The organism is Catenovulum agarivorans DS-2, from assembly GCF_000568405.1.
In the GTDB taxonomy this organism is placed as follows: domain Bacteria; phylum Pseudomonadota; class Gammaproteobacteria; order Enterobacterales; family Alteromonadaceae; genus Catenovulum; species Catenovulum agarivorans_A.
This window is the reverse complement of sequence record NZ_ARZY01000004.1, coordinates 97,259-124,253: the sequence shown is the minus strand read 5'-3', so window position 1 is coordinate 124,253 and position 26,995 is coordinate 97,259. Positions and strand designations below refer to the sequence as shown.

24 protein-coding genes are annotated in these 26,995 nt (G+C 41.4%); 10 read left to right on the top strand and 14 right to left on the bottom strand.

The window, feature by feature from the left end:
- Positions 1–108 precede the first annotated feature (108 nt).
- Positions 109–603, top strand: coding sequence for a TIGR00645 family protein (locus tag DS2_RS03680; protein ID WP_035013286.1), 495 nt, complete (start codon positions 109–111; stop codon positions 601–603).
- A 43-nt stretch (positions 604–646) separates the two neighbouring features.
- On the opposite strand, the gene DS2_RS03675 is transcribed toward DS2_RS03680, so the two are convergent.
- Positions 647–1,207, bottom strand: coding sequence for an NUDIX domain-containing protein (locus tag DS2_RS03675; protein ID WP_035013285.1), 561 nt, complete (start codon positions 1,205–1,207; stop codon positions 647–649).
- Positions 1,208–1,218: 11 nt separating this feature from the next.
- On the bottom strand, positions 1,219–2,418 hold the full coding sequence (locus DS2_RS03670) for a GGDEF domain-containing protein (protein ID WP_051479593.1): 1,200 nt from the start codon (positions 2,416–2,418) through the stop codon (positions 1,219–1,221).
- Positions 2,419–2,559: 141 nt separating this feature from the next.
- On the opposite strand from DS2_RS03670, the gene tesB reads away from it, so the two are divergent.
- A complete protein-coding gene (gene tesB / locus DS2_RS03665; RefSeq protein ID WP_035013284.1) occupies positions 2,560–3,417 on the top strand; it encodes an acyl-CoA thioesterase II in 858 nt (285 codons plus the stop codon).
- Positions 3,418–3,423: 6 nt separating this feature from the next.
- Here the strand turns inward: tesB and DS2_RS03660 are convergent, their stop codons facing one another.
- The 5 genes from DS2_RS03660 to DS2_RS03640 are packed head-to-tail and all read right to left on the bottom strand — an operon-like array spanning position 3,424 to position 11,165.
- On the bottom strand, positions 3,424–5,121 hold the full coding sequence (locus tag DS2_RS03660; protein ID WP_035013283.1) for an HD family phosphohydrolase: 1,698 nt from the start codon (positions 5,119–5,121) through the stop codon (positions 3,424–3,426).
- A 48-nt stretch (positions 5,122–5,169) separates the two neighbouring features.
- Positions 5,170–7,404, bottom strand: a complete 2,235-nt coding sequence (locus DS2_RS03655) for a CHASE2 domain-containing protein (RefSeq protein WP_035013282.1) — start codon at positions 7,402–7,404, stop codon at positions 5,170–5,172.
- The gene (locus tag DS2_RS03650) at positions 7,397–8,260 is read right to left on the bottom strand and encodes an MBL fold metallo-hydrolase (protein ID WP_035013281.1); all 864 of its coding nucleotides are present in this window, start codon (positions 8,258–8,260) and stop codon (positions 7,397–7,399) included. The genes DS2_RS03655 and DS2_RS03650 overlap by 8 nt, the downstream gene beginning before the upstream one ends.
- 29 nt (positions 8,261–8,289) lie before the next feature.
- On the bottom strand, positions 8,290–9,654 hold the full coding sequence (locus DS2_RS03645; RefSeq protein WP_051479592.1) for a FecR family protein: 1,365 nt from the start codon (positions 9,652–9,654) through the stop codon (positions 8,290–8,292).
- Between the two features lie 14 nt (positions 9,655–9,668).
- The gene (locus tag DS2_RS03640; protein WP_035013280.1) at positions 9,669–11,165 is read right to left on the bottom strand and encodes a porin family protein; all 1,497 of its coding nucleotides are present in this window, start codon (positions 11,163–11,165) and stop codon (positions 9,669–9,671) included.
- Between the two features lie 22 nt (positions 11,166–11,187).
- On the opposite strand from DS2_RS03640, the gene DS2_RS03635 reads away from it, so the two are divergent.
- Positions 11,188–12,132 (top strand): hypothetical protein, encoded by a 945-nt coding sequence (locus tag DS2_RS03635; protein ID WP_152537535.1) that lies wholly within the window; start codon positions 11,188–11,190, stop codon positions 12,130–12,132.
- A 1-nt stretch (position 12,133) separates the two neighbouring features.
- On the opposite strand, the gene DS2_RS03630 is transcribed toward DS2_RS03635, so the two are convergent.
- Complete coding sequence (locus DS2_RS03630; protein WP_035013278.1) at positions 12,134–13,198, bottom strand: polysaccharide deacetylase family protein; 1,065 nt, start codon at positions 13,196–13,198, stop codon at positions 12,134–12,136.
- 46 nt (positions 13,199–13,244) lie between these two features.
- Between DS2_RS03630 and DS2_RS03625 the strand changes: the two genes are divergently transcribed.
- A complete protein-coding gene (locus DS2_RS03625; protein WP_160168537.1) occupies positions 13,245–14,513 on the top strand; it encodes an MATE family efflux transporter in 1,269 nt (422 codons plus the stop codon).
- Positions 14,514–14,773: 260 nt separating this feature from the next.
- On the opposite strand, the gene nfuA is transcribed toward DS2_RS03625, so the two are convergent.
- Complete coding sequence (gene nfuA, locus DS2_RS03615; protein ID WP_035013276.1) at positions 14,774–15,370, bottom strand: Fe-S biogenesis protein NfuA; 597 nt, start codon at positions 15,368–15,370, stop codon at positions 14,774–14,776.
- A 117-nt stretch (positions 15,371–15,487) separates the two neighbouring features.
- Between nfuA and DS2_RS03610 the strand changes: the two genes are divergently transcribed.
- Positions 15,488–18,016 carry a M14 family zinc carboxypeptidase gene (locus tag DS2_RS03610; RefSeq protein ID WP_051479590.1) on the top strand — a complete coding sequence of 843 codons (2,529 nt, stop codon included), beginning with the start codon at positions 15,488–15,490 and terminating at the stop codon, positions 18,014–18,016.
- A 2-nt stretch (positions 18,017–18,018) separates the two neighbouring features.
- Here the strand turns inward: DS2_RS03610 and DS2_RS03605 are convergent, their stop codons facing one another.
- On the bottom strand, positions 18,019–18,768 hold the full coding sequence (locus DS2_RS03605) for a ComF family protein (RefSeq protein ID WP_035013275.1): 750 nt from the start codon (positions 18,766–18,768) through the stop codon (positions 18,019–18,021).
- Between DS2_RS03605 and bioH the strand changes: the two genes are divergently transcribed.
- From bioH to DS2_RS03585, 4 genes are all read left to right on the top strand, one after another.
- Entirely contained in the window at positions 18,767–19,513 is a 747-nt protein-coding gene (gene bioH, locus DS2_RS03600; protein WP_035013274.1) for a pimeloyl-ACP methyl ester esterase BioH, read from the top strand. The two genes, DS2_RS03605 and bioH, sit on opposite strands and share 2 nt — an antisense overlap.
- Before the next feature lie 76 nt (positions 19,514–19,589).
- The gene (locus DS2_RS03595; RefSeq protein ID WP_035013273.1) at positions 19,590–19,868 is read left to right on the top strand and encodes a hypothetical protein; all 279 of its coding nucleotides are present in this window, start codon (positions 19,590–19,592) and stop codon (positions 19,866–19,868) included.
- Positions 19,869–19,874: 6 nt separating this feature from the next.
- Positions 19,875–20,846 carry a putative metalloprotease CJM1_0395 family protein gene (locus DS2_RS03590; protein WP_035013272.1) on the top strand — a complete coding sequence of 324 codons (972 nt, stop codon included), beginning with the start codon at positions 19,875–19,877 and terminating at the stop codon, positions 20,844–20,846.
- Between the two features lie 57 nt (positions 20,847–20,903).
- Positions 20,904–21,911: a phospholipase A gene (locus tag DS2_RS03585; protein WP_051479589.1), complete on the top strand. Its 1,008-nt coding sequence runs from the start codon at positions 20,904–20,906 to the stop codon at positions 21,909–21,911.
- A 71-nt stretch (positions 21,912–21,982) separates the two neighbouring features.
- On the opposite strand, the gene pyrE is transcribed toward DS2_RS03585, so the two are convergent.
- The 3 genes from pyrE to moaE all read right to left on the bottom strand — a co-directional run bounded on the left by pyrE (position 21,983) and on the right by moaE (position 23,910).
- Entirely contained in the window at positions 21,983–22,636 is a 654-nt protein-coding gene (pyrE, locus tag DS2_RS03580) for an orotate phosphoribosyltransferase (RefSeq protein WP_035013271.1), read from the bottom strand.
- 12 nt (positions 22,637–22,648) lie between these two features.
- Complete coding sequence (gene rph / locus DS2_RS03575; RefSeq protein ID WP_035013270.1) at positions 22,649–23,362, bottom strand: ribonuclease PH; 714 nt, start codon at positions 23,360–23,362, stop codon at positions 22,649–22,651.
- An 89-nt stretch (positions 23,363–23,451) separates the two neighbouring features.
- A complete protein-coding gene (gene moaE / locus DS2_RS03570) occupies positions 23,452–23,910 on the bottom strand; it encodes a molybdopterin synthase catalytic subunit MoaE (protein WP_035013269.1) in 459 nt (152 codons plus the stop codon).
- Positions 23,911–24,128: 218 nt separating this feature from the next.
- Here moaE and DS2_RS03565 point away from each other — a divergent pair, with 218 nt between their 5' ends.
- Entirely contained in the window at positions 24,129–24,680 is a 552-nt protein-coding gene (locus DS2_RS03565; RefSeq protein WP_035013268.1) for a YfaZ family outer membrane protein, read from the top strand.
- Positions 24,681–24,778: 98 nt separating this feature from the next.
- On the opposite strand, the gene prlC is transcribed toward DS2_RS03565, so the two are convergent.
- The gene (gene prlC / locus DS2_RS03560; protein WP_035013267.1) at positions 24,779–26,827 is read right to left on the bottom strand and encodes an oligopeptidase A; all 2,049 of its coding nucleotides are present in this window, start codon (positions 26,825–26,827) and stop codon (positions 24,779–24,781) included.
- Positions 26,828–26,995 lie beyond the last annotated feature (168 nt).

The window sequence follows — 26,995 nt, the reverse complement described above, 5'->3', positions numbered from 1 at the left end:
CCAACTTGCCTTACCTAAATGGCTTTTATCTCCTGCTGATTATCGCTATTAATATTGATTTAGATCTATAATACCGACCATTAATTTATTCCCTCAAAGGAGTTTGCTTTGGAAAAGCAGTTGGAAAAAGTTTTGTATGCTACACGTTGGTTATTAGCACCGATTTACCTCGGGTTAAGCTTGGTTTTAGTCGCCTTGTCGATTAAGTTTTTCCAAGAACTGTTTCACCTAATGCCACATATTTTTGCAACCAAAGAGACCGATTTAATATTGGTCACACTTTCTCTAATCGATATGGTGCTTGTTGGTGGGCTGCTGATCATGGTGATGTTTTCAGGCTATGAAAACTTTGTCAGTAAAATTGATATTGAGGAAGGCAATGAGAAGCTCGGTTGGTTAGGTAAAGTGGACTCTGGCACTCTTAAAAACAAAGTTGCCGCGTCTATTGTCGCCATTTCTTCAATTCATTTATTAAAAGTATTTATGAATGCGGACAACATCGAAAGCGAAAAAATGCTCTGGTATGTCATCATCCATCTGACTTTTGTCGTTTCTGCATTTGCTATGGGCTATTTGGATAAGATTACTAGGCATAGCCACTAGGGTAGCTAACTAAGCTACCCTCAAGAGCAATAACCCAGTGAAACTAAAAATATCCCAGCGCTTTTAGTTTCAATATAGCCGCGACGCTAATGGCGTCGTGAATCTTTCCTGCCAATACCAGTTCGTACACCTGCGATAACGGCATTTTAGTCAACTGTAGTTGCTCTGTTTCTTCTGGCTCGGCTTCCCCTTCGGTAAGGCCAGTCGCAACATATACAACCGCAGTGTCATCCGTTGAGCTATTCGACAATGACAATTCCATAAATGGCTGTAACTTGTCAGCAACTAAACCGGCTTCTTCTTTTAATTCGCGCAATGCGCAATCTTCAGGTTTCTCACCTTTTGGACAACCGCCTTCAATAATTTCCCAACTGTAAGACTCCAATGGATAACGCCATTGGCCAACCAACCAAGTGTTACCGTGCTGATCAATAGGGACAATACCCACTGCTAAATTTTGAAACTCGACCACACTATATATACCAGGTGTATTGGCGGGCGTAGTCACTTTGTCTTCTCTAACTCTAATCCATGCATTGGCATAAATTTCTTGGCTACTATGCACCAGCCAAGGATTCGACTCATCGGTTAATTTTGATGTCATTGCTTTTCCTTTTAATCACTCACACAGTTTCTGCCGGCTTTTTTAGCTCGATACAGCGCTTCATCCGCAATTTTTAAACAAGCGTCAAAACTGCCATACGATTTATTACTGACACAATAACCTAAACTAATGGTTACATTAACAACTTGTTTGCTCGACTGCGCACTCGTTTTACGATTTTTTTTGCTTTGACTTGCGCGAGTTTTATCTCTTACAACCATATCGTATTCGGCAATACTTTGACGCAATCGCTCTAGCTCGGCAACCACTTTAGTTTGTTTGTGACCTTTAAATACCAAGGTAAACTCTTCACCGCCATAACGAAATACCCTGCCACCTTGACCAACTTGGTTCAGTCGGCTAGCCACTAATTTTAAAACTTGATCACCAACATCGTGGCCATAGGTGTCGTTAAATTTTTTAAAGTGATCGACGTCAGACATGACAACGATATAATTGCGCCCGAGCGAAGATGCATATTGATTTAGTGCTCTGCGCGAAGGCAGGCCAGTTAACTCATCATAATACGCTAACCTATATGCATATTGAGCGACAAAGATAATGGCACATATGGCAACTGATAAAAAACACAAAGCAACCAGTTGTTGATTGCCAACCAATTGGCTAGATAACCAGCCCGCACACAGTAAAGAAATAAATACGCCTTCTTGCGCTTGGTTATAGCGCCAGCATGCAAGCAGGCTGAGTAAAATTACCAACAAGCAGACCGCCAAAACCGGGTAAGAGAAAAAAGGTTCAGGCAATCTGGCTTCAACTAGAAATGACAATAACTTGACTAACTGCGACGGAAACACTTGCCAACCAAAATAGTTTATCACCAGCGGACTAATGCCCACTAACATGATTAACCACCCCAGCCAGTGCCGTAAACTTTTATTGGGCAAACAAAGTGCCAAAATAACAGCCGTTGATATCGTCAGCAATTTAGTTACTTTTAGTAACTGACCTTCAACTGGCACATGGGCCAACCAATAGTCTAATTCCGGTAACATCGCCAACCCAAGCAAACAAGCAATGATCACTCTAATTTGGTTATATTGCGCTGCCAATCCAATCGCCAACAACAAGCTAACCTGAGGCAGCCATTCCAACGCTCGGTTCCAAGCACCAAATTGAAATAGATATTCGACATGTGCTAGGTAACTTAGGACAACTAAGGCAACCGGTATGAATAACGCTTTGATTACCATCTAATTCTTTCTATTCCTGTGTATTAATCTATCGCAGTATACTGAGTTCAATTAGAAAAAACACATCAATCCAAGACGCAGCCTAATTTATTCGCTATAGTTAACTGGTCGTACCATTCAATCATTATTTTTGGAGGGAACATGAGTGCCGTGTTAAAAGAGTTAATCGGGTTAATGTCTTTAGAGACTATCGAACAAGGTATATACCGCGGCCAGTCGCAAGATTTAGGCTTTGGTGCAGTTTTTGGTGGTCAAGTACTAGGACAGGCATTGGCAGCAGCGCAGCAAACGGTCACAGCTGAGCGTGATGTCCATTCTTTTCATTCTTATTTTCTTCGCCCTGGCGATGTTAAACATCCGATAATTTACAAAGTAGATGTCATTAGAGATGGCAAAGGGTTTAGTACTCGTAGAGTTGAAGCCATTCAACATGGTAAAACCATTTTTTACCTGACCGCGTCTTTTCAAATCGAAGAGCAAGGTGTCAATCACCAAGCTGAAATGCCAGACGTAGTCGGGCCTGAAGAGCTGATGAGTGAACTTGAATTTGCTAGGGCTAATCAACATTTGATCCCACAATCAGTTAGAGACAAGTTTACCTGCGACAAACCGATTGAAATTCGCCCAGTAGAACTAATCAACCCATTACAGCCAGAGGTTTTACCCGCTCACAGGCATTTGTGGTTTAAGGCTAATGGTGAAGTACCCGATAATATTGCAACACATAAATTTTTATTAGCGTACGCCTCTGACTTTAATTTTCTCGGAACGGCATTACAACCACATGGGCGTTCATTTATGGATCCGAAAATGCAAGTCGCAACCATAGATCACTCTATCTGGTTTCATCGACCATTTAAATTCGATGACTGGCTGCTGTACCAAATAGATAGCCCATCGGCATCTGGCGCTAGAGGGTTAGTAAGAGGGCAAATATTTAACCGCCAAGGGCAGTTGGTCGCCTCTTGCGTTCAAGAAGGTGTACTGCGTTTTAAATAAAGCCGTTTAGGTAACGGCTTTGCTTTGATAGCGCAGCTCGGGCCGCACATACCCTGGAATTTTGTCTAGGTCGACCTCGTCAATTTGCTCTGGATTTAAAAACTCTTTGGCAAACACTTTATAAATGCCCGAATCAACAAAAATATCAAATAAGTCGGGGTCGATATGATTATCTTTTTTCATAAAGCCCAATATTTTTAAGCACTGGCTTAATGATTTAGCGGGTTTATACGGTCTGTCAGCCGCAGTCAGCGCTTCAAAAATATCCGCTATGGCCATCATTCGTGCAGGCACCGACATTTGCTCTCGGGTCAATTGACGTGGATAACCTGTACCATCCATTTTTTCATGGTGCCCCCCAGCATATTCTGGCACTCTGCGTAGGTGTTTTGGAAATGGCAATGCTTCCAACATATCTATGGTGATTTCGATATGCCGATTTATTATGCTACGCTCTTCATTATTTAAAGTACCGCGTGCAATTTGCAAATTATATATCTCATCATCGCTGAGTAAGTTTTGCTGCTGACCACCAATGTTAACCTCTGCTTGATGACCAATCTCTTCAACTCGCTTTTGATCTTCTGGTGACATGAATTCGCCACCAATATTAGCTTTGCGTAAAAATTCGAAGTCATCGTTAAGATCTGCCAGCTTAGCATTCAATTGTTGCTGTAATTCTTGCGCATAGGCTTGTTTATTGGCGTGCAACGCTTCAATAATTTGTTGCTGATAGTCTAATTGAACATCTCGTTTGTAGATTTCAAATCGACTTTCAACTAAATGGATTCTATCCGCAATGGTTTCAAGCTTTGTCGCTTTATCCATCACGTATTCAGGCGTCCCGACCTTACCACAATCATGTAACCAAGCTGCAATATTGAGCTCGTACATGTCTTTGTCTGTCATCGAAAATTCAGATAGAGGCCCATAGTCAACTTGGTTTACCGCTTGTGCAAGCAACATGGTAATTTCTGGAACGCGGCGACAATGGCCACCGGTATACGGCGATTTTTCATCAATGGCTTGTGCAATCAACTTTGTAAACGACTGAAACAGGGTTTGCATATCGTCAATCAATTGCCTATTGGTTAATGCAACGGCCGCTTGCGAGGCCAAAGAGTCGACTAAACGCTGAATTTCTGGTGAAAATGGAATTATTTCACACTCCCCATTAGCCTGCACTTTTTGCGCATTAATTAACTGCAATACGCCATTTAATTCACCTTCATGATTTTTCATTGGGATGGTCAAAACGGACTGAGTGCGATAGCCGATTTTTTTATCCATTTCTCGTGCGGCTGTCATATCAAAACCATCAAAAGGCTGATAGGCATCTGGGATATTAACCACTAGGTCTTTGTTGGCGGCAAAAGCGACCAACGCATTTAAGTTAGCTTGGCCTTCAATTTGCAATGGAATATTGGGGAATGGAATTGCTTGACCACTGGTCCCACCCATATACATATTTAATGTATGGTTGATCAGGGTTTCAAACTTCAACTGGTTGTCTTCGGTAACCGAATAAATAGTCCCACCGTCGGCATGAGTAAGCTGTTGAGCCGCAAATAAAATTTGTTCAAGTAGTTTAGTTGTATCTTTTTCGGACGACAAGGCAACGCCCACCTTAATTAGGTGGTCAACTTGCTCATGTAAGTCTTGCTGGACTATATCTGAAATCGTCTCCGAAATACTCTCACTCATTAACTGCTCACTTATTTTTTCGTATTGAACATCCCTGCGCCTCTTATATTATTTACTCGTATGGGTAAAACTTCCATCCCAATTTTCAATAAAGTCCTGATTTTGCAATTCATCAATACGCTCTAGGTAGATTTTGTATAACTTCCTAGCCGGATATTGTTTTGTCAAATGGCTAAATGATACACCTGCTTGTTGCCAATCTTGTGACAAATAATGGTCATATGCTTGCAAATGCAAGGTTAACTCATCTTTATCTTGTTCAGTTAATTCGGAAAAACGACAAATAGGCTCAGCTATTGCGACAGCTTGATTTTTGCCTTTCACTTTAACTCTGTCTATTGGTCGATACACATAATCATCTGCTAATTCTTGTGTAGCTTCACTCACCAACAGCTTAACACCATAAAATTTTGTCAAACCCTCTAATCGACTGCCTAAGTTTACCGCATCACCGAGCACAGTGTAAGCCCTTCTAAATTCAGAGCCCATATCTCCTACATTCATTTCACCACTGTTAATTCCAATTCCTATAGCTATTTCTGGAAACCCTTGCTCAACAAAACTAATATTTAGTTCCTCTGTTATCTCCAACATAGCAAATGCGGCTGTAATGGCATGATTGGCATGGTTGGGGTCATCAAGCGGAGCTCCCCAAAACGCCATCACCATATCACCTACGTATTTATCTATGGTTCCCTTGTGATCTAGGATACTTTTGGTAATTGGCGAGAAGTATTGGTTAAGTAGTTGTTTTAGCTCCGTTGCCGACAGGTTTTCTGAAATGGTAGTAAAACTGCGAATGTCAGAAAATAGTACACTCATGACTTTTCTTTCACCATCAAAAGAAACGCTGCTGGGATCACTCAACATCTTGTCGATATGTGCAGGCGGGACGTACTGATCAAAAAAGCCTTTAATCACTTTTTTCTGGTTCGATTCGGCCACATAACCGATTGCAACATTAACAATCGTAAGTGACACAACCAACGCCAGTATTGTAAACAGCGGCAATACCATGTTAAAAAAGTGCCACAAGATTAAATTAACACTGATGCTCAATACCAACAAAAACACACCCATTGATGCCATTTTAATTGAGCCAAGTTTAGGCATAATACAGCTGGCCAACAGACCAATAACGGTTAAAATCACCACCACAAGTTCGTTGGCAATGTCTGGCTGAAACTTCAGTACATCTGGGTGCAACAGGGCTTCTGCTACATTAGCATGGACCTCAACCCCTGGGTATTGAATACCAACAGGTGTTTCTCGCAAATCAGCTAGGCCCACCGATGAGGTACCAATAAATGCAATCGCACCAGCGAGCTTATCAATATCTGCTATACCCTTGATAACATCGGTTGCCGAAACATAATCAAAACTTTGTTTACCACCACGATACGGCACCAAAACGTGGCCGTGTTGATCTGTCGGAATCTGTTTTTTATTCAACTCAACCGCAACAATATTGTGTTGGCCACCAAAAGTTTCAGTACGAACTTTTATTTTCTCCTCAAACAAATATGCTCTGACTGCTTCTAACGCAAGCGACGAATACAATTTGTCTTGGTGCCTGATCACCAAAGCTGCGCGGCGAATCGAACCATCTTCGTCAGGCGTAGAGTTAATAAACCCTTGGCTAATCGTGAAACCACTTTCTTTCGCAGCTTGAAATAATGTATCCACCACTCCGACAAACGCTGGTTTAGCAAAGGCTTTTACTTTTTTAGCATCAACCGCTGGTTCTAGCACTATCGGACTATCCGGCAAGCGACCAGACATTGCCACCAGCTGCTCCTCAAATAATACCCCAAGAATGACATCACCTTGGCTAATACTGCGAGCAAGCTGTGTATCAGGGTCTAACTCATCTCGATAAGGTAGTAAGTGTTGCTCGACAATGGCTGATTTGGCCGTTTTTGCCAGAATAAAATCAACTGGATTGACTTCTTCTTCGGAAAACATGACGTCAAACGCGATGACTGCAACACCAGCTTCAAATAACTTATCAACCATTTTTGCCGTTTTGCTCCGGCTCCATGGAAAGCGACCTTGTTCACGAATACTTTTCTCATCAATATCAATAATAACAATATTGTTGTCGGTATACCTGGGTCTATGTGGTAGCAATAAATTAAAACGAATATCGTATAACAACCCGTCTAACCTGTTTAAGCCAGCACGAGCATCTGTATTAGGGGGAGATAATTGAAATAAGATGAATAAAAAGGTCAACAGCAGCCCACAGAGTACCGCTAATCTGTGGGAGGTTATCTTAATCATCTAAGCTGCTGGTATCGTCTGCAAGTTGAATGACCATGCCTTCGTAAGCGGCAAAAATCTTGGTTTGCGAGCGACGGCGCTGCAACATAGCTCTAATATGTTCAACTTGATGTTCTATATCTTCATCTGTTCGTGTGTAGTCATGACTATACAAAGCACAGTTTTTAACCTTTGCAGTCATGGCTAATTCCACAGCTTGGTCGACCAAGCTGTGGCCCCAGCCGTGTTTATGTGGCATATCTTTGTCGATATACTGGGCATCATGAATCAATAAATCAGCTTCATTTATAAAGGCCACCCACTCATCAAAAGACGTTGATATTTGATACGGGGGATACAGTTCGTTGTCTGTTACATAGGCTAATTTGTAGCCATTTTCTTCGATTAAATAAGCAGAACCACCTCCAGGATGATTTAGCACTCGACGACTAACGGTTGCACTGCCCAATTGCCAACTCTCTACCCCTTCATATGGCGTGAGTTCAATATCCGCATTCAGTTCACTGGCATTAATTGGAAACCAAGTGCCAGACATTTGGCGTAAAACCGCATCGTCTTCTCTTGGGGTAGTTAAACCTGGCGTTAGGTAGATTTTGCGTTTGGTTTGATGAGCTGGTGTGAAAAATGGAAAACCTTGAATATGGTCCCAATGATTGTGCGTTAGCATCAGATGAATTGGCGTGCCTTTAGCCAGCAGCTCATCTCCTAGTTTGACGATTCCTGTACCCGCATCTAAGATGAGGTCGGTGCCATCTTCAAGTTCAATATGGACACATGCTGTATTGCCGCCATATTTTGCGAACTCAGCACCTGCTGCTGGCATACTGCCTCTAACACCAAAAAACTTAACCCACATGCATAAACTACCTTTTTGTTTCCTTGTAATTATAAATCTGTCGAAATATCTTCGGTTTGAGTTGTTTCTGTCGTCTCACTCAGTTCAAACGTTCCTGATGCCTGAGTTTCGGGATCATTAACTTCTTTTAACTCAATTTTACCGTTTATGGTTTGCGCTGTAGTAAAAATAGCGCCTATTTCGCCTTCTGCCAAATTATTCCCGTGCGACGCAAAATTAACGCCAACATCGAGTTCAGCACCTCGAATTGCCCCGTTAAAACGAGCAAGCCACTCTCCACCTTCGTCTGAAAATGATAGAAAGCCATTTTCAACACTTTGGCGATCAAAATTTATTTGCATGCTAACTGTAGCATCTGTCACCGCACCTACTGAGCTGTTAAACTGGTGTTCAGCTAAAGAGAAATTGGCAAGCCCGACTCTATCTGCGATAGGACTTGTAGCAGGGTCATCAAAATCAGGTTCCTTGTCAACCTCTTCAGGTTCAATAGCCGGCAACACATCTTCGACTAGATCGGCAATTGGAATATCCAGTACAGTTTCTTCTTCGACTTCAAGTACTGGCGCTTCACTGTTTGTGTCTAGTTCGACAGCTAGCGTATTTTGCTGTTGTGACCCTGAATTACCATCACCCGTTTGATCGTTTGTAGCCTCGCTTTGTTGCGATTGATTATTGGCAGTTGCACTTTGTTGCTCTTCGTCTTGCGACTGACTTCCATCGTCGGTCTCCGCATCTTCGTCAGACTGTTCAGTCTCGTCAGTCTGCTGGTTTGGTTCAGCAGTGTGGCCGGATTCAAACACTTCAGGAACAGTTAATAACCCTGTCACTTGACCATTTGCTTGAATGAGGCCAAAGTTAAACTGTTCGTTTGCACCAAAAGACACGGTTTGCTGGATATCTGAGGTATCAACATTTAAATCGATCGCTCCATCCCAAACCGCAATAAATAAATCCCCTTCAACCAACTCAATTTCAAAATGCGTCCCACGAATACCTATACTGCCAACAGGTGTTTTAAGTTGATATTCACCGTTGTCGTTTTTAATTTTGCCACTAATGGTTCGAATGCCACCAGACAATAAATTCATGACCGCAGAGCCTGTATCTGTTTCAGGATCATATTCATAAGTCGAAATAAGTAACTGAGTATTCTCTTTAACGGCTAATAGACCTCCGTCCATCATTTTAAACTGAGCTGTACTGTTTGCACCTGTGGTGACAGTATCAATATCAAACACAGGGGAGCGACGCTTTAAAGCGCGTTTTTGTTCACCCGAAGCTTCAACTTGACCAAGAGCAACCAAGGTGCGTCCAGCAATCTCTGCTGCTGATGCGGTATTAGAAATCAGTGCAAAAGGTAACAACAACGCACATAAATTCAGCTTAGTTTTCATAAGTCACCTCTGCATTAAAATAAGTAGCGAATGCCAGTATTAACCACATTGCGATCAAAACTATAGACAAACTGATTACTATTTTTGCGGCTCAATCTTACTTGAGTACGCCACCTCCAACTCTCGGCAAGCGCGTATTCATGACCAATTTGGTAAATAATATTATTGTCTTTACGCTTTTCAGTAAAAAACGGAGAAACACCATCAACATCTTTAAAAATTTGATTCAGATGTTGATGTTTAGCCAATTGATACTGCCAACCCAAGCGCACCAACCCCAAAGACTCAAATTGATGCATCCAATTTATCGATAGTGAATTAATTGTCCGCTCGTATTGTTGTGAGGCTTGGTTAAAGTTTTTAACGTTTTCGTCTCTAAACGCGGTGGCAAAGGTCAGCCGACCAGAATCAAGTTGCTTGATGTACTCAAGCCTAACCATAGCGCTGTTAGAGTCTAGGTTATCGTTTACTTCATTGTTAATGGCAGAATAATTACCAGACAGCTGAACACTGTCCGATTGGTCAATGGCAAAGTTTGCACTCGCCATCACAGCCATCATGTTATGGTATTTTTCATCACCATACCAAAAAGACTGTAAAAACGTATTGGCCCGTAGTTGCAACGCGCCAATTCTGTGAGTATATCCAGCGATGATATCTAGGCTAGATTTATTAAAATCAGTGTATTGTTTGTTTTGCGTATGAGATGCACTAGCGCTGGCAAACCAAGCGTTAAATTTTGCAGTAGGATAACGATAGGCAAGATTAGCACTCAGTTTACTAAAGTTATCGGATTCAACTGGGAATTGCAGTTCAAACACCCCAACGCCCGCAACTGGAATGGGATAAAGTTCGTCACCCAAACCTGAATTGACGTTAGAGTCGTAGCCAAGGCTTATACCCGCAAACCCAGACCACACCGGATCTAACCGCACACTTTTTTGTTGGATTAAACTCAAATAACGCTCTGTTTGTGCAATAAGCTTATTAGTGGGCTGCAGCTTTAGTAAATTTTCAAATTCTCGCTTAGCCGCCACCAAATTATCCACTTCATAATATGCAACCGCTAACGCATATCGAGCATTTAGGTTATTAGGGCGATTCATCACCACCCGCTCAAATGCAAATATGGCTTCTTGATGTTTTCCGGCTTGGCGCGCTGATAAACCATACAAATAGTCAAAGTCGGCATCGCCAGCATATTGATCAAATAGAGATTCGGCTAACTCGAAAGCGTCTTGATATAACCCCGCTTCAACCAGCTTTATTAAATATTTACGTTCGTCTGTTTGCGCATTTGCACAGCATGTAAATACAAGCAAACTCGCAGATATCATTTTTGTTAGATTTTTCGCTGTTGAGAACATTGAATATATCCCTAATGGATAGTCTAATTTGTAAGCAATCAAGTGACTGCTGGATTTCCCAATAATTACCGTTAAACTTACAGTATAAGTGTAGGCACTCAAAATAGACAATGAATGAGCTAAGTATTTGTTAAACGAACTCATAAGTAAACACAAAGGCTGATAGTTGCGTCACATTCTTTTTATTTTTATCTGTTTCTCTGTTTGCTACTCAACTGGGTTGAGTAGCAAACAATTGCTGTTCGAAAAACATAAGCTCAACCGCCAAACACAGTTTAATTATGTTTGGTTAAACCATCAACAACAACAGCATAAACTGAGCTTTAGTTTAAGCAATAAAAAGTTATTTGGTTTGTTTAGAAAATTTAAGCTCTATCAACCCCATTTGGCTCAGCGTTTTGTTTACATCCAAATGCAAAAAGCCTTGAGTCAATGGCCGAATAAGAAACAGCGGGTGAAAATAATTTCACGCCCGAATGACCTTAAAATTGTCGCCTACGGCAGCACTCAGCCCCCACAAGAATTAATCAATCACTTGTTACAAGTTCAGGCCCAAGCTCAACAAACATATTTAGCACGCAATACTTACAGCCAAATGACAAATACATTTGGCAGCAAGGTAGTTAAACCCGATCATATGCGTATTGCAAAAGAGTCGCTTGAGTTTGTTTCTCCAATTGTCGAACATATTCCTCAGGAGCAGTCAGGTTATATTACCCGCGATTCAATCAATTACGTGCTCTCATGGATTCAAAGCATTCCATATTCAGCTCTAGAAAACCGCAGTGATTCAATGGGACTAGGTTTTAACCCACCCAACAAACTTTTATTTGAAAATCAAGGAGATTGTGACAGTAAAAGTACCTTGTTTGCGGCGATTATGCGAGCGTTTGTGCCTAATCTAGGCATAGTTATGGTTTACTTACCCAACCATGCAATGGTTGGACTGCAAATCCCGTACTCTCAAAAAGATGAATACATAGAAATAAATGGCAATTATTATGTATTAGCAGAGCCGACAGGCCCTGCTATATTACCGCTTGCTGAAATTGGCAGTGAATCCAAACGAGCAATTGATGCTGGCTCCTTTACTGCCGAATCAATGCCCTAATTTAATCCTCAATAAGCCAAGATTGCGACAACCAATAGAAGCGCCCAGCTTCTTTACTTTGCATTGTACAGTTGTAGCGCGAGCGACCTTTATCCAACGACTGGTTTGCCTTAATTTGAAAACGATTATCTGCTAGTTTTTCCATCACCATTTCAGCTTTGCCACCAATAAAACAATTTAGCTGGTTGGTTTTATCAAACAACAACTTAAAAGATAGAGATGGCGGATTATTGTCAGTGCTGACAATGGGTGAAGGCAACTGGGTATAATCCACAGGCAAAACTCGACTTAATAACTTGGTTGTTAATGTTTTCTCATTGGCATAAATACCTGAGGCTGGAAACCTTGGCAGCGCGGTAAAATCAGAAAAACCAGCTACCCCACCGCTTTGCTGGCCAAACGCAATAAGTTTCTGCTCGCGCAACCAGTTTTGTAACCAAGTATCATATTCACCATAAGGGTAGGCGACTAGCTTGCGGCTATAACCAATATGCTGAATTATCGCCTGTTCAGTATCTGTAATGGATTGTTTGATTTTCTGCTGCCATTGGTGATTATTTTGTGCGTTTTCTCGTACCCAATAGTCATGTAGCCAACCATGGTTAGCTATAGTGATTTTTTGCTTAGACCAATGTTTTAGTTCAGGCCATGTTAAATAGTAACTCGGGCTTTGAGTTAACAAGCCAGGGTTTACAAATACAGTTGCAGGCCAACCTCGTTTGACCAGTTCTGGTAACGCTTGATTCGCAATATTTTTATAACCATCATCGAAAGTAATCGCGACACTTTTATCCGGCAACGGCTCGCCACTACGAACTTTGTCGATAGCATCGGCCAAGTCAACAACATTCATATCTAGCTGCTCAATTAAATCTAAATGCTGGATAAACTGCTCATCTGTTACACTGGTAACCGCAGGTGTATCGTTTGCAACGTGGTGGTATTGCAAGATAACAAAACTATTATCAAGCAATTTTGCTTCTATGGATGCATAACTAAGTTTGCTAAACTGCAGTGCAATTAAGCCAACAAGTATCCAACAGCGACGCTGAATTAATTTTATCATGCTATTTTCACCTTCTTTAAAAGCTTATTTGGCGATTGCCTTGCCAATGATAGTGTCCAATATTACCACACCATTACTAGGCATTGTCGACACCAGTATTTTGGGTCATTTACCTCATGCCCATTTATTGGCAGGTGTTGCGCTCGCCAACACCGTAATTACCGCGATTGTTTGGATGTTTGGCTTTTTACGTATGTCAACTACAGGTCTAACTGCTCAGGCAATAGGCAAAAACAATAGCCAACAAACCACCCAATTATTAGTTCAAGGTTTAAGCATTGCTTTGCTTGTCAGCGGCCTTTTATTACTAATCCAGCCTTGGTTATTACAAGGTGCATTGTGGTTTGCGCAAGCAGATGAAAAGGTCAATCAAGCTGCCAGTGTATATTTTGCCATTCGAATTTACGCAATACCTGCAAGCTTAATCAATCTGGTGTTAGTTGGGTGGCTGCTAGCGCATGGTAAAACGAAAGCAATCATGCTGGCACAAATTGGCATTAACTTAGTGAATGTCGTGTTAGATTTAGTCTTAGTCTATGGGTTCGATTTAGCGGTCAGTGGTGTTGCCTGGGCGAGCTTGACGGCAGAGTACTTTGGACTAACAATCTATTTACTGGTGGGGAATAAGACCTTAGTAAAGACTCACTTACCTAAAGTAATACAACAGATTCAGCTGTCTAATTTTAACCATTTCTTGGCCGTTAATCGGGATATCTTAATTCGAACTTTAGTGCTTGAATCTGCCTTAGTATTCTTAACTTTTCAAGGCGCTCGAATTGGGGTAGATGTCCTTGCGGCCAACGCTTTATTGATGAACTTTTTATTGCTGATTTCTTTAGGACTAGATGGCATTGCTTACGCAGCGGAAGTGCAAATAGGTAAAAGTTATGGTGCTCAAGATCGAACAAAACTCAAACAAAACTACTTATTGGGAATGAGACTAAGTGTCGGTTTGGCATTGGTTTACTGTATTGTTTTTGCGCTCTTTGACCAACAGATTATTGCTTTAATGACGGATATAGATTCAATTAAAACCACTGCCAATACCTTTAGCTTTTATATAATTTTGTTGCCATTGACCGCGGTTTGGTGTTTTTTGTTAGATGGAGTGTTTATTGGCCTTGCAGACAGCAAAAGTATGAGAAACAGTATGCTTGTGTCTGTGATTGTAGTGTTCTTTCCGGTATGGTTTATCGGCAATCAATTGGCGTTAGCCTATGAGCTTAATCAAAACCATGCACTGTGGGTTGCAATTCATGCCATGATGTTGACTAGGGGTATTACTCTTGCTCGGAAAATAACTGTTTATATTTAGCTTTATGGTAACGTAAATTGGCCACCCGCGTGGCAAAAATACCAATATAACCATAAACTGCAAACGCAAATGCAATCAGGACCGCAACTAACAAAAGGTAAAGCCAAATACTCGCCATCTCAGGTAGCAGTACAAGCCCCGCAACACTCAACCAAAACCCTGACGCGCCAGCTAAAAAAAATCGCCAACTGCGCTTGGGGTTTTGGCTTAACCTATCACTCCAGTGCATATAGGGTTAAGTACGGTTGAAAAAGGCTAGTCTAATAATAAGAGTGCTCGCCAGCTTCGTGTTCTGTGACGTCACGTACACCCGTTAATTCCCCTGGGAATTGCTCCAAAAGTTGTTTCTCAATACCTTCTTTTAAGGTTACATCAACCATAGAACAACCATTGCAACCACCACCGAATTGAAGCACGGCTACGCCACTTTCAGTGATTTCCATTAAACTAACTTTACCACCGTGGTTGGCAAGCTGTGGGTTAACTTGGCTCACTAGTATATATTCAACTCGCTCAATTAAGCTCGCGTCTTCGCTCACCTTACGCATTTTTGCATTCGGCGCTTTTAACGTTAACTGTGAGCCCATTTGATCGGCTACAAAGTCGATTTCCGCTTCTTCTAAGTATGGCGCTGATTCGGGATCAACCACTGCGTCAAAACCATCATAAGAATATTTTAGGTCTTTTTCTTCAACCGCATCAGGTGGACAATAAGACACACCACACTCTGCATTTGGGGTACCTGGGTTTACAACAAAAATTCGAATTTGAGTGCCTTCTGCTTGACTTTCTAACAAGCGCGCAAAATGAGATTGTGCAGATTCAGAAATAGAAACTAATAGCTGTGAGTCGCTCATAAATTACCTGACTATTTTACTCAAGAAATAGCCATATGATACCGCAAAAATTGAATATTGGCTAAGAAACTGTATAGTTTGCTTAACTAAGTAAAAATGTTTCGTCGGAGCCCTGTCTTGAAGCGCTTTAGCCGTATTTTTGTTGTTTTTTTCGCCAGCATTTATAGTTATGGTATTTTCGCCAATTTAACCAGCCCAGAGCAATATTTCCCAAGTTACCAAGCGGACAAACATTTACGCTTTGACCAAATTGCGAATTACCTTAACTATGTTGATAAAAGTACAGCTAAAAGCAAACTCATCCAATTTGGTTGGAGTGAAGAAGGTCGGCCACTTTATTTGCTGGCCGTGTCATCTAAAAAAAATATTGAAAATTTAGATGAAATTCGCATTCGACACGAGCAGCTGAGCAATCCATACGCCACCCGACTCAATAGTCATAATTTACCAGTAATTGTATGGCTGAGTTTTGCATCACATGGCGATGAGCCAAGTGGTGCTCATGCTGCCATCAAAATTATTCACTACTTATTGAGCAACAATCAACCTGAGGTCAATAATTGGTTAAATAACAGTGTGCTGTTATTTGAAGTTGTCGCAAATCCTGATGGCTTTGACCAATACGCAAACTGGGTCAGTGGGTTTTATAGTGACTACCCCAGTAGCCATGCGCAACACGCAAAAAATACCCAAAAGTGGCCTAAATCTCGCGGCAATCATTATTGGTTTGATTTAAACAGAGATTGGTTGCCACAAACTCAAGCAGAAAGCAAAGCGCGCGTATTGGAATACCATAAGTGGAAACCAAACGTTTTGGCTGACTTTCATGAAATGCAATCAAACCAAAGTTATTTCTTTCAACCGGGTGTTAAGGCACGAATTAATCCACTCACACCAGAGCAAAACATTGATTTAACTAAAGATCTATCCAATTATACCGCAAGAGCGTTTGACCAAGCTTCCAAGCTTTATTACAGCGAAGAGAACTTTGATGATTTTTATATTGGTAAAGGGTCAACCTACCCTGATTTACAAGGTGGCCTCGGAATTTTACTTGAGCAAGCGCAAAGCCAAGGCCAGCAAATTCAAACACAAAATGGCCTATTAACTTTTGCACAAAGCGTCGAAAATCAGATGACTGGCATTACTTCAATGATTCGAGCAGCTAATGCAAAACGCAAAGCGCTAATAGACTTTCAGCAAGATTTTTTCCGCAACAACATTACCTTAGCACAAAAAGACAAAGTTTCAGGCTACTTAGTACAGTCGCAGTATGATGAACATAGCCTCGAGCAATTTTTGCAGCTAATGTCGGCTCACCAAATCAAAGTTTACCCACTTGAACAAGATTACCAAGCCAATGATCAACTGGTATTTTATAAAAACACCAGTTATTGGATCCCATTACAGCAGGCCCAATACCGCTTAATAAAAAGCATTTTTAGTCGGCAAACAGAGTTTAACGATCACACGTTTTACGACGTTACCAACTGGAATATTGCACTGGCTTATGGCTTACAACACTACAGTATTGAAGGTCGCTTTTTTGGTGTTAAAGCTCACGAGCAGCCATGGGATATCAACCGCCACGCTAAAACACTGCAAAAAACAACCAACTTAACAGAAAATGCGGCTGGTTACTTATTGGATTGGCGCAACGGCAAAAACCGCTTTGCGCTGAGCGAAATACTTAGAAACAATATCAAAGTTAGAGTGGCAAAAGCTCAGTTTAAAGGAGTGACACCAAACGGTAGCAAATCATTTCCAGCAGGCAGCGTGTTAATTTTACGCGCAGATAATACCAAGCAAGCCGTCACACAATTTAAAAATCTAGTGTCGCAATATAATTTACGAGCGCATAATTTAACCACTGCACACACGCCGGACGGACCCGACTTAGGCAGTGACAAAGTTCAATTAATTGAATTACCCAAAGTAGCAACACTTGCTGCACCTTGGGTTAGTCAAAGCGAGATTGGTGAATTTTGGTATTGGTTAGATAAAAAAATTAAACTACCACTGACCATGTTGGCCGACACAAGGCATACAAAGTGGCCACTAAACGACTTTACTCATTTGTATTTAGCTGATGGCCAGTATCAAAACCTGACTACGCAACAAATCGACCAAATTAAAACTTGGGTTGACCAAGGTGGCACTTTAATCGTAACCAAACGGGCTGCTATTTGGGCAAGTCAGCAACAGCTCATTAAAAACGACTATTTATCTGAACGTGATCTATCATCGCCCTTTAAACAAAATTACGACTATGCCAATAAAGAATCTTTCTATAGTGAAATGCGGATTTCAGGTACCGTTTTTAAAGGCGCGATTGACCCAACCCACCCACTTGGCTTTGGGCGTACTACACCATTGGTACATTTATTTCGCAACGACAGAGTTGTATTGCTCGAAACCAGCACACCATTTGCCGACGTCGCCCTCTATGACAATGACCCTTTAACCGCAGGATATGTCAGCCCAGAAAATATTAACCATATTAAAAATACCGTTGCGTTAACACATCATAAAGTCGGTAGTGGCAGAGTGATCGCTTTTAGCGACAATCCATTGTTTCGAGGATATTGGTTTGATACCGCCAAAATGCTAACCAACAGCTTATTTTTTGCCGAATTGATTGACTAAACTCAAACCTTACGCGCCCAACTTATGGTCGCAGCAGCTACACTTTTAGCCTGATGAGCCCAAAGACAAGTGGCGATTGAGTTTAGCGTTGATCCTGTCGTAACCACATCATCGATCAATAACAAACGTTTGCCCATAACGCCAGTGGCATATGCTGGGCGAACACGATAGACATTCGCCGCATGCAACCGCCTAGCGCCACCACTTAAGCGCGCCTGATGTTTAGTCGCTCGCACTTTAGTTAAGGCATTGATTATTGGAATGTTAAAGTGACGGCTAAGCTGCTGAGTGAGCCAAGCTGATTGATTAAATCCGCGTAGCCATAGTGCAGACCAATGCATAGGTACAGGTATAAAAAAGTCATACTGTTTAAATTGTTTGATTTGCTGAGGCGACAGGCGATTGAGGCTCTCGCGTAACACTTGCTGAAGTGCAGTTCTAACCGTTAGGTTTTTTTCAAACTTATATTGGGTTATCAACTGTGCAAACGGTGGCGTATACGCAGCTAAACAATATAGATGATCAAGTTCATGAATCTGCATACTTTTTTGCGCCTGTGACAAAACACTTACATCCTGCCAAGCCAAATTGTCGGCGCTCTGCCGCCAATCATCTAAGCAATGACGGCATAACAAGCTGTCGGCGCATGTAATTGATTGGCAACTAATACATTGACTCGGTAGCTTTGAGTAAAACTGTGTTAAAATAGCCAACAAGTTTTTGAGTCGAACAAAGTTGTTTTGCAAGTCCATGGCAAAAAATCTTCCTATTTATTTTATTCACGGCTGGGGTATGAACCGCGCTGTCTGGCAACCTACATTTGAGTTTCTTGCTCATCATACTGACAGAGCGCTTATCGCACTGGATTTACCCGGATACGGTTGCAGCATTGACACAATGCCAACCCACTATAACTTAACCGAGATCAGCCAACAAGTTGCGAGCCAGATAGATACCCCCGGCGTTGTAGTCGGCTGGTCATTGGGTGGCTTAGTCGCGCAACATATCGCAATAAATCAAGCAGAAAAATTACAGCAACTCGTGTTGGTGGGTTCAACCCCCTACTTTGCTGCAACCGAGGATTGGCCTGGGATCCAACCCAAAGTGCTCAACAACTTTCAACAGCAACTAAAATTAGATTATAAAAAAACTTTAGAAAGATTTTTAGCCATTCAAGCAATGGGCAGCATTGACGCTAAACAAGACATAAAAACGCTAAAAACTTTATTATTGACCCATCCAGAACCCAACCCACAAGCACTTGCATCAGGGCTAAACATTTTGCAGCATGCAGATTTACGCTCGCAAATTGGTCAAATCAACCAGCCTACGGCACGTTTATATGGCAAGCTTGATAGTTTAGTGCCTAAAGCTGTGATAGCGAAAATTGAGCAGTTGCAGCCAGCGTCGAATAGCTACATTTTTAATAAAGCATCACATGCACCATTCATTTCTCATCCCAATGAGTTTTGCCAGCAGTTATTAGAGCTAATCTAGGGCCTATTTATCTTTATTTTTTGCTTGTTTTGGTTAATAATTAAGCATTGGTTCTAACATAGTGAGTGGGGATTTAATGGATATTTCGTCAGCTTCCATTTCAAATGCGTTACAAACAAGTTTGCAAGGACTGCAAAAAAGCAGTGACGGACTCACCGAGCATGCTGAGAATATTCGTGACAGTAGTTTACAAAGTGGCGATCCATCTCAACAAAATCCACAAACAAGTACACTTCCTTCAACTACAGATAGCTTAGTCGGCTTGGTTGAAGATAAAAACTTGGCTGGTGCAAACATCAAGGCATTACAGACAGAAAATGAAGTGCTTGGTAGCATCATTGATATCAAGGTTTAATTCGCAATGAACATTGTGACTCAGTTTCCAGTTAACATTAATCTGAATACTGCGAATCCGCAAACCGAAGCGGCTCGCAAAGAAGCTCTGTCACGCGAAGCCATTACTCAAGCCACTGAAAATGAACAATCAGCCAAAGAATCAGGCGTTGGCTCTGAAAGAGAGCGTGCGCAAGCTCGTGCCAATCAGCCCGTTACTTATGAGTTTATCAAACAAGAACGGCATAATACTGAACAGTCAATTGAACAGCGACATGCGAAAGAACAGTCCGAAGAGAACTTGGCTGACGACAACCCTGAGCAACAAACAAACGAACAAAATCAGCAACAAGACCAACGCAATGGCCAAGCTGACAACCAACAGCTGTCGGATAGCGAACAACAAAAAGTAGAAGAACTCCAACAACGCGATCGTGAAGTAAAAACACACGAACAAGCACATGCTAATATCGGCGGTCAATATGCTGGTTCACCCAGTTATGACTATGAAAGAGGCCCTGATGGTAAGAACTACGCTGTTGGTGGTGAAGTTAAGATAGACGTTGCAAAAGTACAAAATGACCCTCAAGCAACCATCCGCAAAATGGAACAGGTTCAACGGGCGGCACTAGCACCAGCAGAACCGTCTGCAGCTGACCGCCGTGTTGCGAATGAAGCAGCACAAAAAGCTCAACAAGCTCGTAGCGAATTACAGCAAGAGCAAATAGATGAAATACAAAACACAACTTCAGTTGCTCAAGCTGCGGCGAGCGTAAACGCTGAGAATTCCAAAGAAGCCGAGGCAATTGCAACAATTTTTGGTGTCAAAGACGCAATCCCAACATTCGAACCAAAACAAAGCTTAAATGCCGATGCCACAGAGTCAGCTGCGATGGCCGAAAGCTACGACCCGAGTGTAAACGCCCGCGCGTTGCGAATTCAGAAGTATTACAATACAACCAGCATCCCCCAAACCACCCACTTTACTCGTTACGCCTAACGCCTGCTCAATCTTTTGCTATACTGAAAATAATATGAATAAAAATAGCGTGTTAGCATGGCAAAAACCGATAAATATTCTGCCGCTTTAGCCATTTTGGTTTACCTTGCATCCAGCCAACCTTTGTTAGCCAGCAATACTGATTTTATTGATGCGAAGCAGCACACGAATGCATGCAATCAGATTAAGTCGAATACACAACGTCTTGCCTGCTTTGACGCACTGTCTCCGCAAAAAACAACTGTGTCATTACAAAAACAACGAAGAGAGCAAGAAAAAGCGCATCATGACACACCTTTTATGATGCAATCATATAGGCCCAGTTATTTTTTGCCAGTCAGCTACAATCCAAGCCAGCATAAATTAAACCCCAATATTTTGTTTAATAGCCCGAAAGAAGGCTTATCGATAAACAACATAGAAGTGAAATTTCAAATCAGTTTTAAGCTACCGCTGGCTCAAGGTCTGCTGTTTGATAACGATGTTATAAGTATGAACTATACCCAACTGTCATTTTGGCAACTCTACAACGAAAGAGCATCTAAACCCTTTCGTGAAAATAATTACGAGCCCGAGCTGATGTGGCAGGTAGATTTTGATGACAAACAGCCGCCTAGCATACTGGGCTTGCCGCTAGATAGCTTCGGCGTTTCTTTTAATCATCAATCTAACGGGCGCTCGAATAACTTTTCGTTGGGCTGGAATCGGATTATTTTCCACTTTAATTTTAGCGACAAAAATTGGCTGATTGCCTTTCGTCCATGGATAAGAATGCCCGGAGACCACTTGCATGTACATGACAACGCGACTGACCACTACATGGGAAAATTTGATTTGTCAGCAGCGTATAAAATTGGCCAACATACACTTTCAAGTAAGTTACGCAACAATTTAAACACCTCAAAAAATAAAGGCTACTTAGAACTAAATTGGAGTTTTCCCCTGCCTATTACACAGCTAAAAGGTTTTGTGCAATACAGCACAGGTTATGGTGAGGTGCTGATTGATTACAACCACAAGGTTAATCGCATAAGCGCAGGCTTTTTATTAGCGGATTGGTTTTAGCAGGTTAATGTTAACCGCAAAGTTTGGGTAGCCTAATTGACTACCCAAAGCGATGATGTAGCTAAGAAAAATTAAGCTATGCCATATTGCTGACGGTATGCTTGAACTTTCTCTAGGTTAGTCTGGTTTTGCGGGTCTTGGTTATTTTGCTGTAAATATTCAATCAAGTCAGTCAATTGAATAATTGAAATGACCTGAGTGGCAAAATCGCGTTCCACTTCTTGAATCGCTGACAACTCACCTTTGCCTTTTTCTTGGCGGTCAAGCGCAATTAATACACCAGACAAGTTGGCACCTTGTTGTTGAATAATTTCCATAGATTCACGAATAGCAGTACCTGCAGTGATCACATCATCAACTAGCATAATGTCGCCAACTAAATCTGCACCCACTAGTGTGCCACCTTCACCGTGGTCTTTTTTCTCTTTACGGTTAAAACAGTAAGGTACATCTTGTTGGTAGCTATCGAACAAGGCGATGCTGGTTGCGCTCGCAATTGGAATGCCTTTATAAGCTGGGCCAAATAGTAGGTCAAAATTAACGCCACTGTCTTGCAAAGCCGCAGCATAAAAGCGACCTAATTGAGCTAAGTCACCACCCGTTTTAAACAAACCAGCATTAAAGAAATATGGGCTAGTACGGCCAGATTTTAATGTGAATTCGCCAAATTTTAGGACACCGCGTGACAAAGCAAATTCAATAAAGGCTTTTTTATAATCTTGCATGACTGTCACCTTTTACGCTAAAGCTGCTTTTTGAATATCAAAAATTTCTTTTAGTGCAAGACGCGCGTATTCCATCATTTCTTGCATTTCTTCAAAACTGTAAGGTTCGCCTTCGGCTGTACCTTGCACTTCAATTAATTTGCCGTTTTCTGCCATCACAACATTCATGTCTGTTTCAGCGTCAGAATCTTCTAAATATTCTAGATCAGCAATCACCTGACCTTTATAAACCCCAACAGAAATGGCGGCAATCATATGCTTTAGCGGGTTAGTTTTTAAAATCCCTTTGCTACGCATGTGCGCCAACGCATCTACCAATGCAACACAAGCACCAGTAATTGAAGCTGTACGTGTGCCACCATCGGCCTGAATAACATCACAATCTAAAGTTATGGTATTTTCACCTAACGCCTTTAAATCAACTGCAGCGCGTAACGCTCTACCAATGAGTCGTTGGATTTCTAACGTTCGGCCACCTTGTTTGCCACGAGCTGCTTCACGATCACATCGCGTATGAGTAGAGCGAGGTAACATGCCATACTCTGCCGTGATCCAACCTTCTCCTTTCCCTTTCATAAACCTAGGTACACCTTCGTTTGCCGAAGCTGTACAAATAACTTTAGTTTCACCAAACTCAATTAATACTGAACCTTCAGCATGTTTTGTGAAACCACGGGTAATAGTAATAGGGCGTATTTGGCTAGATGTTCGACCACTTGGGCGCATGAAACTCTCCTGTCAATTTGAATTGGCGGTATTATACCGAAATATGTTAGCCCTGCACTAAATGGAAAAATAAAATAGCCATTACGACTTTATTTCAACCAAGTTTGCGCCTGTGTTTGATCACTTTCTTTGGCATCAACCCAATGACTACCCTGCTCTGTTTGTTCCTTTTTCCAAAACGGTGCTTGAGTTTTTAATATGTCCATTATAAATTGCCCAGCTTCAAATGCAGCTTGCCTATGTTGGCTAGTTACACCAACAAAAACAATTTGTTCACCCAACTGCATTGTACCCACTCTATGTACCACAGAGATGCGACCTAATGGCCATTTTTCGCGAGCTTGCTCAACTATTAGGTTGAGTACTTTTTCTGTCATTGCTGGATAATGTTCTAGCGTCAGGCTTTTAATGCTTTGTTGTTGATTAAAATCCCGTACTAAACCAACAAAAAACACCACAGCGCCATCTTGCTGATTATTTTGGATCAACTGCTGATATTGTTCTGCAACATTAAAGTCGTCGTGTTGAACTTTTATTAAATCTGTCATTATGCTTAGCTAGTATTAAACTCGTCGATAGTCTTCATTTTAACCATGTTTACACTATATGTTGCAATATTCTTCAACGCAGTTGATATACAACAAATATTTCGCCACACAACTTAAGCAAATCTTTGTAGAACATCACATTTCACAGTTTTATCTTTGACTATTCTTATCGCTTGTATATTATGCGCGCATACAACATAAGGAATAAGGATCAGACGATGAAATATTCTCTAACCACAGTTTGCGCATCTCTTTTAGTAAGCCATTCAGTAGCGGCCAGTTATTTAACCGCTGATATCAGTAATGATGCGTTTAAGGCTGAGATCAGTTCAGATAGATTAGTTCAAAATGCTCAAGTAACAGCTACCGCCATCGCAACAGATGACGATGCAAATTTATTTGCCTTAGGTGCAGTAGTCGCTGGCCCAGTGCAAGAAATGCCTGATGTTGTTGCTGGTTTAGGTGGAAAGATTTATTTTAATGATATTAACGATGAAAACATGCAAGCATTTGCTTTGGGCGGTTACGCAAAATATCAAATTCCATCAGCAAAACACATTTCATTAACTGGTGAGTTTTATTACGCCCCAGGCATTACAGCGAGTGATGATATCGATTATCAAACAGACTTAAACCTTCGTGTTAGTTACCAATTGTTGCCGAATGGTGCATTTTTTGCGGGCTACCGTCATATCCAAGTGAATATTGAAAATGGCAGAAACTTAAGTTTAGATAAAGGCATACATTTAGGTTTTGAGTTTCAGTTTTAAGAGTGAATAGTCTGTTCGGAACTGGATTCAGCGCCGAACAGCGTTTTTTAAAATTATACTTCAGCTAGGCTTGATTGCACTTTGTCGAGCGGCAATAACTACGCCGCTTCAACCTCAATGCCACTGTGGCGCAACAAAGCATCCACTTTAGGCTCTCGCCCTCTAAAAGCTTTAAACAACTCCATAGGTTCCTGCGAGCCACCTTTTTGTAAGATATGCTCTAAGAAATCATGACCCGTTTTAGCATTAAAGATACCTTCTTCTTCAAAACGCGAAAACGCATCGCTTGATAACACCTCAGCCCACTTATAGCTGTAATAACCAGCGGCATAACCACCAGCGAATATATGGCTAAAACTGTGTTGAAAACGATTAAATTCAGGTGGGGTCACTACCGCAACTTTTTCACGTACCTGATTTATTTTTTGCTGGATATTATAACCAACGGCAGGTTTAAACTCGTGATGCAATTCAAAATCAAATAACGAGAACTCTAATTGGCGCATCATCATCATCGCCGATTGGAAGTTTTTCGCTGCCAACATTTTATCCAACAAATCTTGTGGTAAAGGCTCACCCGTTTCATAGTGGCCAGAAATAAACCCAAGTGCTTCAGGCTGCCAGCACCAGTTTTCTAAAAACTGACTTGGTAATTCAACAGCATCCCAGGCAACCCCATTAATGCCCGCAACCGCACTAACATCAACTTGAGTTAACATATGGTGTAAGCCATGGCCGAACTCGTGGAATAAAGTTTCCACTTCGTTATGGGTAAACAATGCAGGCTTATCACCAACTGGTTTGTTAAAGTTACAGGTTAAATACGCTACCGGTAGCTGTAATTCACCATCGTTTTTGCGCATTTGCCCTACACACACATCCATCCATGCTCCGCCTCGTTTGCCTTCGCGCGCATATAAATCAAAATAAAAGCTGCCTTTTAGTTGACCATCTTGTGCGAAAATATCGTAAAAACGAACCGACTCATGCCAAGTTTGCACACCGTCTCTTGGTTTAATTTCAATAGAAAATAAACGCTGTGCCGTTGCAAATAGGCCACTGATGACTTTTTCTTCAGGAAAATATGGGCGTAAAACTTCATCTGAAATAGCGTATTTTTGCTGTTTAAGTTTTTCAGCATAGTAACTCATATCCCAAGCTTCGAGTTTATCTATACCATGTTGCTCTTTGGCAAATTCAGTTAGTTCTGCGAGTTCAGCTTGTGCTTGTTTTTTACTTTTGTTGGCTAAATCATACAAAAAATCAGACACTTGCTGCGGGCTTTCGGCCATTTTGGTCGCTAAACTTAAGTCAGCATAACTTGCAAAATCGAGTAGTTGAGATTTTTCGTATCTCAATTCAAGAATTTGCTGCATTACCTTTGAGTTATCCCATTTACCTGCATTGGGCCCTTGATCAGACGCTCGCGTTGCAAATGCACGATATATTTCTTCACGTAAACTGCGATCATCCGCATACATCATTACAGGCAGGTAACTTGGAAATTCAAGGTTGAATAACCAACCGTCAAGCGACTTAGATTCAGCTGCTTGTTTTGCCGCTGCAATAGCGCTTTCAGGTAAACCAGCCAGTTGTTTTTCATCGCTAACTTCTTTGCGCCAACCTTGGGTTGCGTCCAATACATTATTAGAAAATTGTGTGGTCAATTCAGACAAAGCCTGACTAATCTCACCAAAACGCTTTTTCTTGTCATCAGGCAAGCTCACACCGGATAGTTTAAACCCACGTAATGCATCATTAATGGCTTTTTGCTGAGCTTGCGACAAGGCCACAAAATCTTCGCTGTCGGCTATTTGTTGATAAGCTTGATACAAACCTTGGTGCTGACCTACATAAGTGCTGTACTCAGATAATAAAGGTAAACAAGCCTCGTACGCTTGGCGCAAGGCTTCAGAATCAGCGACTGAATGTAAATGCGAAACAGGAGACCAAATTCGGCTTAATTTATCGTCAACCTCGTCAATTGGTTGGACAAAGTTTTGCCATGAGTAACTAGGTTGTTGCACAACTTGCTCTATGACAGATTTACATTCTGCTATTGCTTGCTCAACTGCTGGTAAAATATGTTCTGGTTTTATGTTGGCGAATTCAGGCAAGCTTGCTTCTGATAATAATGGATTACTCATTAATGACCCTTTGTTGTAAATTCAGTTTCCACTTTCATGTTTATAAGTATTTGGTTAAAACTATAAATTACAAGGTGGAGGGCAATAACTTTTATTCTGCTTTGATTGGGAATTAGAATTTAATAATAGAAGTGAGGTTTCCCAGTATTTAGGAAACCCATTAACGAA